Origin of the sequence: Marinobacter sp. 1-4A (genome assembly GCF_016597725.1) — a bacterium.
Lineage (GTDB): Bacteria > Pseudomonadota > Gammaproteobacteria > Pseudomonadales > Oleiphilaceae > Marinobacter.
The window spans coordinates 214,373-226,673 of the sequence record NZ_VCGY01000001.1 but is presented as its reverse complement, the minus strand read 5'-3'; the positions used below and the strand labels follow the sequence as shown (position 1 = coordinate 226,673).

Sequence of the window (12,301 nt, the reverse complement as noted above, 5' to 3'; positions counted from 1 at the left end):
ACTAATAAATTACGCTTTCGGGTGTAATTTCGCAATCACCTATCGCACTGGAAGCGTTAAACTGTTCACTCTTGTTAGACATCCTAAAATTACGACGGAGCACGACAAACATGGCTTTTGATCATCGCAAATACGTTGCCTTCCGGCCGATCGCTAAAACCGATCGTCGTTGGCCCGACCAGGTTATCGAAAAGGCACCTGCTTGGTGCGCGGTTGATCTTCGCGATGGTAATCAGGCTCTCGTAAAGCCTATGAATGTCGCTCAGAAACAGCGCATGTTTGATCTATTAGTTAAGCTTGGGTTTAAAGAAATCGAAATAGGCTTTCCGGCTGCGAGTCAGCCCGATTTTGATTTTTGCCGTAAGCTGATTGAAGAAAACCGTATTCCTGAGGATGTAAAAATCCAAGTGCTCACTCAAGCTCGCCCTGAGTTGATTGAGCGCACCTACGAGGCCCTTAAGGGCGCTAGGCGTGCCATTGTGCATGTATACAACTCTACCTCAACGGTGCAGCGTGAGCAGGTGTTCGGTCTGGATCGTGCGGGTATTCGCAACATTGCAGTGAACGGCGCGCAAGTGGTGAAAGATCTCGCAGCCCAGCACCCAGAAACCGAGTGGACGTTCCAGTACTCTCCCGAGAGCTTCACCGGCACCGAACTGGATTTTGCTGTGGATGTTATTGATGCAGTATCCGAGGTGTGGCGCCCGGATCAGGGTCAGCCGGTGATCATTAATTTGCCTGCCACCGTAGAGATGTCTACCCCAAACGTATTCGCAGATCAGATTGAGTGGGTGTGCGACAACATCCGCCACCGTGAGCATATCAGCATTAGCGTTCACACCCACAACGATCGGGGCTGTGGTGTAGCTGCGGCAGAGTTGGCAGTTATGGCGGGTGCAGATCGTGTGGAAGGTACTTTGATGGGTAATGGTGAGCGCACCGGTAATATGGACTTGGTGACCATGGCCATGAACCTTTACTCGCAGGGTATTGATCCGGCGTTGGATTTGTCAGGCATGGCGGAGATCACGGAGGTGGTTGAAGCCTGTACAGAAATTTCCACCCATCCGCGCCACCCATACGCTGGCGAGTTGGTGTTCACTGCATTCTCCGGCAGCCATCAAGACGCTATACGCAAGTGCCTTGCACGCAGGAAAGAGGGGGATGTATGGAATGTTGCCTACCTGCCAATCGATCCGTTCGATTTGGGCCGCCGCTACGAAGAAGTTGTTCGTATCAACAGCCAGTCGGGTAAGGGCGGCGTAGCCTATGTTCTTGAGCGGGACTACAACATTAGCCTGCCGCGTTGGTTGCAGATCGAGTTCAGCAAGGTGGTTCAGAGTGCTGCAGAAACCAATGGCGGCGAAATTGATTCCATGGCCATTCATAACCTGTTTGAACAGCGCTACCTAAAGGTTCACGATAATTGGGCGTTGCGGGGCTACGACCTGCATAGAGACGAGCAGGGCGTGCATGCTGAAGTAACCTTTGGTAGCGAATCCGCACCAGCGCGTCTTGAAGGTCGAGGCCTTGGAGCGGTTGAGGCGGTTTCCGCAGCGTTGGAACAACGCTTCGGTTATAAAATTGCAGTAGAAGCCTACGATGAGTTCGCATTGGGCGAGGGCACCCGTGCCAACGCGCTTGCTTGTATACGCCTGACCGCTGGGGGTAAACACTGCAGTGCGGCTGCGCTGGCTGAGGATACAACGTCTGCAACGTTACAGGCGCTATTTTCAGCGGTTGCTCAAGCGGTTGGTGGAGCTGAAGTAAAGACGAGTGCTGAGGAAAGCGCAATTAGTGCCTGAATAGAAAACATCAAGCCAGCTTGAGCGCTGGCTTGATGTTTTTCTCGTGCCCGTGAGGGGCAGAGGGCGAATAAATAACCTCAGACAGGGGTTACGTTTTCCGCCTGCGGGCCTTTAGGGCCTTGTGTTACCGTGAACTGCACCTGCTGACCTTCGGTCAGTGTGCGGAAGCCGCTTGAAGTAATAGCACTGTAGTGGACGAAGACATCACTGCCGCCTTCTTGAGCAATGAAGCCGAACCCTTTGGATTCGTTAAACCACTTAACGCTACCTGTTTTTATATCAGACATTGAACTTTCCTGTATTTCTGAGATTTGCCCTCACGGGGCACTGTAGATTTTCCACAGCAATTTTAGTATAGACTGACTTTGGGGGTCGTCAACGTTTCGCTGTGCTTTTAAGTTCTTTTAAAACAATGGCTTATATTTATGTTGATAAAAAACACCCACTCGACTAAATAGAGTGGGTGTTCAGTTATCGGTTTAGCTGTCCTCAGCGCCGAAATTGCTCGCTGATCTCTTCAAGAATTGCCGGGTCATCAATGGTGCTCGGAACGACATAATCTTCGCCATCGGCAATCTGCCGTATCACTCGTCTCAGTATTTTTCCGGAGCGTGTCTTGGGCAAGCGATCTACTACCAGGGCTCTACGGAAGCAGGCAATCGCACCAATCTTGTCTCGCACCATCTCAACAAGCTCTTCCTCTAGCTCGTCGTGATCAATGGTAGCGCCATCTTTAATAAGCACGAGGCCGAGTGGAACTTGGCCTTTCATGTCGTCGTGGGCACCAACCACACAACACTCAGCAATGGCTGGGTGAGATGCAACCACCTCTTCCATCTCGCCGGTAGAAAGGCGGTGGCCAGCAACGTTGATCACATCATCCGTGCGCCCCATAACAAAGACATAACCGTCGTCATCAATGTAGCCACCATCCCCCGAGCTGTAGAAGCCCGGTATGGGATTAAGGTAGCTGTCCTGAAATCTCTGGTCGTCTCCCCATACGGTTACCAGACATCCGGGAGGGAGTGGTAGTTTGACCGCAATCTGACCTTGCTCTCCCGCAGGCACCTGACTGCCACGGGGACCTACAACCTGTACGTTATAACCGGGTGATGGGACGGTGGCTGAACCGGGTTTGGTGGTCATTGTCTCAATCCCGACTGGGTTGCAGCAGATGGCCCAGCCAGTTTCGGTTTGCCACCAGTGATCCAATATGGGTAGCTGAGTGTGCTCTCTGAGCCATTCATAAGTTGGCGGGTCCAAACGCTCGCCCGCAAGGAATATCTGTCTCAGGGAGCTAATGTCGTAGCGTGAAAGGTGATCGGCCTCAGGATCTTCCTTGCGCACTGCGCGGAATGCGGTAGGGGCGGTAAACAGTAGGTTTACACTGTGTTCCTGAACCACTCGCCAGAAGGCGCCAGCATCTGGCGTTCTCACTGGCTTACCTTCGTAAAGGATGGTTGTGCAGCCAGCAAATAGGGGCGCGTACACAATATAGCTGTGCCCAACCACCCAGCCTACATCGGATGCGGCCCAGAATACGTCACCCGGGTTGGCATCATAAACCAGCTTCATACTGTACTTAAGCGCGACCGCATGGCCACCATTGTCTCTAACCACGCCTTTAGGCTTACCGGTGGTGCCAGAGGTATAAAGCACGTAAAGCGGATCTGTGGCTTTCACGGGAACAGGGTCGGCTAGCTCGGCGCTGGCCATTAGGCCGCTCCAGTCGTAATCGCGGCCATCCTGCATTTGGGCTTTTACTTGCGGCCGCTGGTAGACGACACAAAAATCCGGTTTGTGAGACGCTTGCTCAATGGCTTTGTCTACTAGAGGCTTGTATTCGATTACCTTCGCCACCTCTATCCCGCAGGATGCAGTAATCACGGCTTTAGGTTGCGCGTCGTCGATACGTACTGCAAGTTCGTGAGCGGCAAAACCGCCGAAGACAACCGAATGAATCGCTCCAATGCGGGCGCAGCCCAGCATCGCAATAACGGCTTCAGGAATCATGGGCATGTAGATAATAACCACATCGCCCTTATTAACCCCTTGTGCCTTCAAGGCTCCAGCAAAGCGTGCGACTTCGTTGGTTAGCTCCGTATAGGTATAGCTGCACTTGGTGCCTGTAACCGGTGAGTCGTATATGAGGGCTTTCTGGTCACCCCGGCCTGCTCGTACGTTGGCATCCAGAGCTACATCAGAGGTATTGAGTGTTGCGTCAGGGAACCACTTGCCGTGGCCGTTATCGGTGGCTTGCCAGATAGCCTCAGGCGGCTGGATCCAGTCAATGCTGCCTGCCTTTTCACGCCAAAACTCTTCCGGTTTATCAATGGATCTCCGGAACTCTGAGTTGTAGTCCATACAATCTGCCTCGTAATGCCTGCTGTTATTTTGATGTCAGTTATCTCAACTTTAGGCGCTTTGAGGCAGTGAACCAGTAGACCATAGGATTAGTTAGCGGGGTTTTGGGGCCAAGTATTGTCCGGATTGACGGACTTTATTTCCGCGGTAACGCGGCCGTTTGCCAAGTGTGCGGAAATTCGGTCGCCGGTGGTCACGTCATTTGCATTGCGGACAATATTATCTTGTTGGTCGCGAATGATGGCGTACCCACGCCCCAAGGTGGCCAGAGGACTCACAAGGTTAAGAGTGCCGGCTGTATGGCCCAGCTTGTCATTAAACCTCGCCAGTGTCTGTTGTATTGCTTTCTCTAGTTGAAGAGCAGACCGATCCAGCGCTTCCCGGCTGTTTGTGAGCTGTTTTCTGGGAGACTGCATGGTAAGCCGTTGCGCCATATGGGCGCTGCGCATCTGTGAGCGATCCAAACTTTGTGCAATGGCTTTGCCCAGCCGGACGTCCAATTCGTCAAGTCGTTGGGCTTTATCCAGTAACTCTCGCCTTGGGTCACGCAAGCGTGCACGGAGGTGCTCTAGTTTTGTGTTCAGGCGTTGAAGCTCTCTTCTGGCGGCGTTAGCCAAGCGGTGCTCTCGATCGTTCACTTGCCTTAGCATGTCGTTTTGATCCGGCGACACCTTTTCAGCCGCTGCCGAGGGTGTGGGTGCCCGAAGATCTGCCACAAAGTCGGCAATGGTAACGTCAGTCTCGTGTCCGACGGCACTAACCGTAGGGATGGTGCAGTCTGCAATGGCTCGTGCTACAGCTTCCTCGTTAAAGCACCAGAGATCTTCCAGAGAGCCGCCACCGCGACCGATAATCAGCACGTCAGCTACGCCATGGGTCTGCGCCGCCTTAATAGCGCGTACTATTTCTGCCGTGGCCGGTTTGCCCTGTACCGTTGTGGGGTAAAGTGTGATCGGTATGGCGGGGCAACGCCTTGCCAAAACCGTGAGGATGTCGTGAATGGCAGCACCGGTGGGGGAAGTGACAACACCAATGTGTGTGGGCATCGCGGGAATCGGCTTTTTGCGGCCTGCCTCGAACAAACCCTCAGCTTGCAGCTTGCGCTTTAATTCCTCGAAGGCTTGCTGCAGAGCACCGAGGCCCGCGGGTTCCATGTGCTCGACAATAATCTGAAAGTCGCCACGATTTTCGTAAAGAGTCACCTTGCCTCGAATGCGAACCTGATCCCCCTCCTTGGGTAGTGGGCGAATACGTTGGTTTTGGCCTCGGAACATGGCACAGCGAACCTGACACTTTTGATCCTTCAGGGAAAAATACCAATGCCCGGACGAGGGCCGGGAAAAACCTGATAACTCACCCTCAACCCACACTTGCATGAAGCTGGATTCCAGCAGATGCCTGGCCTGATGGTTCAGCTCGCTGACGGACAACGCTCTGGGCCGGGTATCCTGAAATAGGTTATTCACCAAAATCTCCTAACCGGCTTATACGCAATAGCCGAAAAATATGAGTGTAAATTGCTGGAATTTCAAACGCATGCGGTAAATGATAGGAAACTGTGCAGTTTACTGACTTGCGACACCTCTTTATAATAGGCCGATTACGCATTTTACTTTGCGGCGGTTGCCTTTTCTTCCTTCACCTTCAGGTCGATAAGCGCCGTTCGAAAGGTTCAAATTTAGCACGTTCAAAAGGCCGATCCCAATGCTGCGAATTGCCGAAGAAGCTCTCACATTTGATGATGTTCTGTTAGTGCCCGGTTATTCCGAGGTTTTGCCACACCAAGTGGATCTGCGCACCAAGCTGACCCGGACGATTACGCTGAATATACCGCTTGTCTCTGCCGCTATGGACACAGTAACCGATGCAGAGCTGGCGATAGCCATGGCTCAGGAAGGCGGCATTGGCATCATGCACAAAAACATGAACCCGGAACAGCAGTCTGCTGAGGTGCGCCGGGTGAAGAAGTTTGAAAGTGGCGTGGTGAAAGATCCGATTACCGTTAGCCCTAAAAACACCGTGCGCGAGCTGGTGGAAATCACCATGGCCAACAATATTTCCGGCTTGCCAGTGGTTGATGGAACTGAGCTGGTTGGCATAGTGACAGGTCGCGACATCCGTTTTGAAAGCAGCATGGATACGCCGGTGCACCAGATTATGACACCGAAAGACAAGCTGGTAACCGTGCAAGAAGGCGCTAGCCTGGATGAGGTGAAAGAACTTCTGCATCGACACCGTATTGAAAAAGTGTTGGTGGTAAACGCCGACTTCCAGTTGCGTGGCCTGATCACCGCTAAAGACATTCAAAAGTCGAAGGACTACCCCTTGGCGTGCAAAGACAGTCAGGGCCGCTTGAGAGTGGGTGCGGCAGTTGGTACCGGTGGCGATACCGAGGCGCGCATTATTGCCTTGGCCGATGCCGGTGTGGATGTGATTGTAGTGGATACGGCCCATGGCCATTCACGCGGTGTGATTGAACGTGTTCGCTGGATCAAAAAACACTATCCAGACCTTCAGGTGATTGGTGGCAATATTGCGACCGGTGAAGCGGCCAAAGCGCTGGCTGATGCGGGTGTCGATGCCGTAAAGGTTGGCATAGGCCCCGGTTCTATCTGCACCACCCGCATTGTTGCTGGTGTGGGCGTGCCGCAGATTTCTGCGGTTTCCAGTGTAGCGGAAGCGTTAAAAGATACTGACATTCCATTAATTGCCGACGGCGGTGTGCGGTTCTCCGGCGACATTTCCAAAGCCATTGTTGCTGGCGCTCACTGCGTAATGATCGGCAGTTTGCTGGCGGGCACAGATGAGGCCCCCGGCGAAATCGAGTTGTATCAGGGCCGCAGCTATAAAGCCTATCGCGGTATGGGTTCGCTCGGTGCCATGGGGCAGGGGTCAAGCGACCGTTACTTCCAGGACGCTAGTAAGGGTATTGAAAAGCTGGTTCCGGAAGGCATTGAGGGTCGTGTTGCCTGCAAAGGCCCAATGCGCAACATCATCCATCAGTTGATTGGTGGCTTGCGTGCATCCATGGGCTACACCGGAAGCGCGAACATGCCTGAGATGCGAACCAAGCCCCAGTTTGTGCGCATTACCGGTGCTGGCATGCGCGAAAGCCATGTGCATGATGTAACCATCACCAAAGAAGCGCCGAACTACCGCGTTAGCTGAGAACGGACAGCCTGAGTGCGGCTCATACCAGAGCCGCACAGCTTATTTTTTCGAGGATTCTATGGCCCACAACATTCACGACCACCGTATCCTGATTCTGGATTTTGGTTCTCAGTACACCCAGCTAATTGCACGCCGTGTGCGCGAAATAGGCGTTTACTGCGAAGTCCGCGCGTTCGATATCACCGATGAAGAGCTGAACGAGTTCAACCCAAAAGGCATTCTGTTGGCCGGCGGCCCGGAATCGGTCACAGAGCTAGACTGCCCGCGTGCGCCGGAAGGGCTGTTTGATCGTGGCATTCCAATTCTGGGTATCTGTTACGGCATGCAAACCATGGCCGAACAGCTGGGCGGTCGGGTTGCCAGCTCCGAGAAACGCGAGTTTGGATACGCACAGGTGAAGGTGCGCGCCAAAGGTCCGCTGTTGCAAGATATTACCGACCACCTAACGGCAATTGGTGAGTCTTTGCTCGATGTGTGGATGAGCCACGGTGACAAGGTTGTAGCCATGCCTGAGGGTTTTGAGCTACTGGCGTCTACCGAAAGTGCGCCTATCGCGGCGATGCAAGACGTATCGCGCAATCTTTATGGTCTGCAGTTCCACCCGGAAGTAACCCACACTCTGCAAGGCAAACGGATTCTTGAGCACTTCGTAATGTCCATCTGCGGCTGCGAAGCCTTATGGACACCGGCCAAAATTGTTGATGACGCAGTTAACAAGATCCGTGAACAGGTCGGTACCGACAAGGTGCTGCTAGGTCTGTCCGGGGGCGTGGATTCGTCAGTGACCGCAGCACTGCTGCATAAAGCCATTGGTGACCAGCTTACCTGTGTGTTTGTAGACAATGGCCTGCTACGTCTGAATGAAGGCGATCAGGTGATGGACATGTTCGGAAGCAGCATGGGCGTGAAGGTGATCCGTGCTGATGCTGAAGAGCGTTTCCTTACCAACCTCAAGGGCGTAAGCGATCCGGAACAGAAGCGCAAGATCATTGGTAACACTTTCATTGACGTGTTCGACGAAGAAGCCACACGTATTAAAGATGTGAACTGGCTAGCCCAAGGCACTATCTATCCCGACGTGATCGAATCTGCAGCTTCGAAAACCGGCAAGGCTCATGTGATCAAATCCCACCACAACGTGGGTGGTTTGCCGGAAACCATGAAGCTGAAGCTGGTAGAGCCGCTGCGTGAACTGTTTAAAGATGAAGTTCGCCGCATTGGTTTGGAATTGGGCCTGCCGTACGACATGGTCTACCGCCACCCGTTCCCCGGGCCGGGCTTAGGTGTCCGCATTTTGGGTGAGGTCAAAAAAGAGTACGCCGACATACTACGTCGTGCCGATGCTATCTTCTTGGAAGAGCTGCACCGCGCTGACTTTTACCATAAAACCAGTCAGGCCTTCGCCGTATTTCTACCTGTGAAGTCCGTGGGTGTTGTCGGGGATGCGCGCCGATACGAGTGGGTAATCGCACTGCGTGCCGTTGAAACCGTGGATTTCATGACAGCACGCTGGGCGCACCTGCCGTACGATTTGCTGGAAACCGTATCCAATCGCATCATCAATGAGATTAGCGGTGTATCACGGGTTACCTATGACGTCTCCTCCAAGCCGCCTGCGACGATTGAGTGGGAGTAAGTTAAGTCTCGCAAAGACAGGCGCATAAACTGGGATAAAGCCATTGCCTGACAGAGTAGCGACAGTTTCAAGGCACGCACTGCGTGCCAGAAGTCTATGTATTCTGTTCGTCATCTTGTTCATGCAGGGTTGCGCCCAGCTGCCGCCTCACAATGCACCTTCGCTGTCCTACGCGTTTGATCGTCCCGATGAAACGCGTTTGGGCCGCCAGATTCAGCCCCATCTGCCGGGTCAATCAGGTTATTCCGGGTTTTATATTCAGGATGCCGGTCGTCAGGCGTTTCTTCAGCGTGCCGCGCTGATTGAGGCAGCCGAGCAAAGTATTGACGCTCAATACTACATCTGGAATAGCGATGTGACGGGGTCCTATCTGGCGCGACGGCTGCTAGCGGCCGCCGACCGTGGTGTGCGTGTTCGGTTGTTGTTGGATGATGTCAATCTAAACGGGCGCGATACCTTGCTTGCCGCCTTGGATCAACACCCCAATATTGAAATTTCCATTTACAACCCCTTCGCGATCCGCTCGGGCATCGGTAAATGGCTGAATTTCATCACGGACTTCCAGCGCCTCAATCAGCGCATGCACAACAAGACCTTCGTGGTCGATGGTGCGCTAGGCATTATGGGTGGCCGCAATATCGGGGATGAGTACTTCGACCTCCACCCACAGGTGAACTTTCGCGACCGCGATGTTCTGATTGCTGGTCCAGTTGTGGCTGACCTGTCTGCCAATTTCGACGCTTTTTGGAACAGCAGGTCAAGCTACCCAATGAGTCAGTTGGAGCCAGATGCTGTGCAAGAGCTGGGACTGAGCACAGAGTTAGAGCAGATCCGTGCGGCCGCCTCCGATGGCACCGGGCTTACCCGGGTGCCGCCACAAGATTCTGCGTCGGCGCTTGAGTATATATCGCAAATCCTGCCTACACTCGTCTGGGCCGAAGGGGAGTTGGTGTTTGATTCCCCCGCGGTATATGGCCAAGACGTTACGGATAGCCCCCAGCGCAGCGCTCAAGCTTTGTACCAACTGGTTGAGGAGGCAGACAAGGAAATCTTGGTGGAATCTGCGTATCTCATTCTCGGAGATGACCAGCTCGATATACTGAGGCAAGTGAGGGCGCGAGGCGTTCGTGTCTTGGCTCTGACCAATTCGTTAGCCTCCAATGATCTCACCACCAATCACGCTGGCTACGCACGTCGACGCGGTGCAATGCTCGCCAACGGATTGGAACTGTATGAGCTGCGGCCAGACGCAGAAGCCTGCTTGAGTTGGATTGCCATGCCAGACTTCTGCCGTAGCGGTTCGGTGGGTTTACACGCTAAATCTGCGGTATTCGATCGCAAAGCCTTGTACATCGGCTCGTTCAACATCAATCTTCGCTCGATCTACTTAAACTCCGAAACCGTGTTGGTGATACACAGTGCCCAACTGGCTGAGCGGCTTGCGCAGGATATCGAAGCCGCGATGGCGCCTGAAAACAGCTGGAGGGTGACACGAGAGGCTGGTGGGCAGCTGTTCTGGTCGGCAGGTGAGGAACAATTCTGGACCCACGAACCGGCCACGGGGTTCTGGCGGCGCTTTAAATCCGGCCTGTTTAGCTTGTTGCCGATGGAGAAGTATCTGTAACTTCGATTGGTTTTTCGTGCACTGCCCTGTCTGGCATGGCTGTGAGGCTTGGCGTTGTTAGCAGACCGCTTGGTAATAAACGTGAATAATGGTATTTTCTCGGCCCTGTGAAGCCTTCCTAATAGGCCATTCAATAAGTCACTCGCACTGCAAGTTCTCCGCCGAGCCGTTCTATGCCGGAAATACACAAAGACGACGATTACTGGATGGCCCGGGCTCTTACTCTGGCAGCTCAGGGCGGATCCTTGGGCGAGGTGCCTGTCGGCGCAGTAGTTGTCCGCGATGGTAAGGAGTTGGGCACAGGCTTCAATTTGCCAATTTCCGGCTGTGACCCTACCGCTCATGCAGAAATATGTGCGCTGCGTGATGCAGCGGCGAGATTGGGGAATTATCGGCTGACAGGGGCCACCCTTTACGTCACTCTAGAACCCTGCACCATGTGTGTTGGCGCCATTGTTCACAGCCGTATAAACCGGCTTGTTTACGGTGCCCGCGAACCCAAAGCCGGTGCAGTTGAATCGGCACGACGCACACTGGACGAACCCTATTTGAACTGGCAAGTGGATGTGGTGGGTGGCATTCTACAGGAAGAATGCAGCCAGATTATCAGTGGTTTTTTCAGCCGTCGGCGGGCCGAGATCAGGCAGCGGCGTAAACAAGGTTCTGGTAAGGAGTAATTCTGCATGAAGGTATTGGTTACCGGCGGTGCCGGGTATATCGGTAGTCATGTTGTTCGTCAGTTGGCTGAAGCAGGGCACGATATTGTTGTATTCGATAACCTGTCCACTGGTTACCGCTGGGCCGTAACGGCTGGCGAACTGGTCGTCGGCGATTTGGCCAACGAAGCAGAGATTGATCGGGTTTTCTCCAGCCACAAATTCGAAGCGGTTTTGCACTTTGCAGCCAATATTGTGGTTCCGGAGTCGGTTGCCGACCCGTTGAAATATTACAGTAACAACACCCGCAATACGCTCAATCTGCTCAAAGCTGTCGATAAGTACAAAGTGCCCTATATGGTATTTTCTTCAACGGCTGCGGTATACGGCATGCCAGAGCAGACGGTACTCACGGAAGACCTTCCGCTTGCACCAATCAATCCTTATGGCGCATCGAAGATGATGAGCGAGCGGATGATTACCGACTATGCAGCTGCATCTGACCTTAATTACGTTGTGCTGCGTTACTTCAATGTGGCGGGAGCCAACCCGGATGGTTTGCTCGGGCAGGCGACGCCGGAAGCGACTCACCTAATCAAAGTGGCCTGCGAATGCGCGACCGGGCAGCGGGATGGTATGAGCATCTTTGGTACGGACTATAACACCAGCGATGGCACCTGCGTGCGCGATTACATTCATGTGGAAGACCTTGCCAGTGCCCATGTTATGGCACTGGATTATATGGCAGAGGGTGGCCAATCAAAGATCATGAACTGCGGCTATGGCCGCGGATTCACGGTTCGGGAAGTGATTGATGTGGTGCGCGAGCAATCCGGTGCCGAATTCCCGGTAGTGGAAGCGGGCCGCAGAGCGGGTGACCCTGCCGCATTGATGGCAGATAATGCATTGATTAAAGAGACTCTGGGCTGGCAGCCTGCCTACGACAATTTGGAAACGATTGTTAGCACTGCGTTAGCCTGGGAAGCGATCTGGCAAAAGAAGAAAGCTACGGCTGGCCAGTAATAACTTGTTTATTAATTAA

At 53.4% G+C, this 12,301-nt stretch carries 8 protein-coding genes and 1 pseudogene; 6 read left to right on the top strand and 3 right to left on the bottom strand.

From position 1 onward, the window contains the following. Positions 1-110: 110 nt before the first annotated feature. Positions 111-1,805, top strand: coding sequence for a 2-isopropylmalate synthase (leuA, locus tag FE845_RS00965; RefSeq protein WP_200361033.1), 1,695 nt, complete (start codon positions 111-113; stop codon positions 1,803-1,805). Positions 1,806-1,885: 80 nt separating this feature from the next. On the opposite strand, the gene FE845_RS00960 is transcribed toward leuA, so the two are convergent. The 3 genes and pseudogenes from FE845_RS00960 to xseA all read right to left on the bottom strand — a co-directional run bounded on the left by FE845_RS00960 (position 1,886) and on the right by xseA (position 5,638). After that, positions 1,886-2,086, bottom strand: a complete 201-nt coding sequence (locus FE845_RS00960) for a cold-shock protein (protein WP_247115225.1) — start codon at positions 2,084-2,086, stop codon at positions 1,886-1,888. Positions 2,087-2,297: 211 nt separating this feature from the next. Further along, positions 2,298-4,181 (bottom strand): annotated as a pseudogene (locus FE845_RS00955) (acetate--CoA ligase); the annotation flags it as partial. Positions 4,182-4,261: 80 nt separating this feature from the next. After that, positions 4,262-5,638 carry an exodeoxyribonuclease VII large subunit gene (gene xseA, locus FE845_RS00950; RefSeq protein WP_200361013.1) on the bottom strand — a complete coding sequence of 459 codons (1,377 nt, stop codon included), beginning with the start codon at positions 5,636-5,638 and terminating at the stop codon, positions 4,262-4,264. Between the two features lie 238 nt (positions 5,639-5,876). Here xseA and guaB point away from each other — a divergent pair, with 238 nt between their 5' ends. The 5 genes from guaB (at position 5,877) to galE (ending at position 12,282) form a co-directional block, all read left to right on the top strand. After that, positions 5,877-7,340, top strand: coding sequence for an IMP dehydrogenase (gene guaB / locus FE845_RS00945; protein WP_200361011.1), 1,464 nt, complete (start codon positions 5,877-5,879; stop codon positions 7,338-7,340). A gap of 61 nt (positions 7,341-7,401) precedes the next feature. After that, a complete protein-coding gene (gene guaA, locus FE845_RS00940; protein WP_200361003.1) occupies positions 7,402-8,979 on the top strand; it encodes a glutamine-hydrolyzing GMP synthase in 1,578 nt (525 codons plus the stop codon). 43 nt (positions 8,980-9,022) lie between these two features. Further along, positions 9,023-10,603, top strand: coding sequence for a phospholipase D family protein (locus FE845_RS00935; protein WP_227713983.1), 1,581 nt, complete (start codon positions 9,023-9,025; stop codon positions 10,601-10,603). Positions 10,604-10,776: 173 nt separating this feature from the next. After that, positions 10,777-11,280 (top strand): tRNA adenosine(34) deaminase TadA, encoded by a 504-nt coding sequence (gene tadA / locus FE845_RS00930; protein WP_200360994.1) that lies wholly within the window; start codon positions 10,777-10,779, stop codon positions 11,278-11,280. 6 nt (positions 11,281-11,286) lie between these two features. After that, positions 11,287-12,282 carry a UDP-glucose 4-epimerase GalE gene (gene galE / locus FE845_RS00925; protein ID WP_200360992.1) on the top strand — a complete coding sequence of 332 codons (996 nt, stop codon included), beginning with the start codon at positions 11,287-11,289 and terminating at the stop codon, positions 12,280-12,282. The last annotated feature ends 19 nt before the right edge of the window (positions 12,283-12,301 follow it).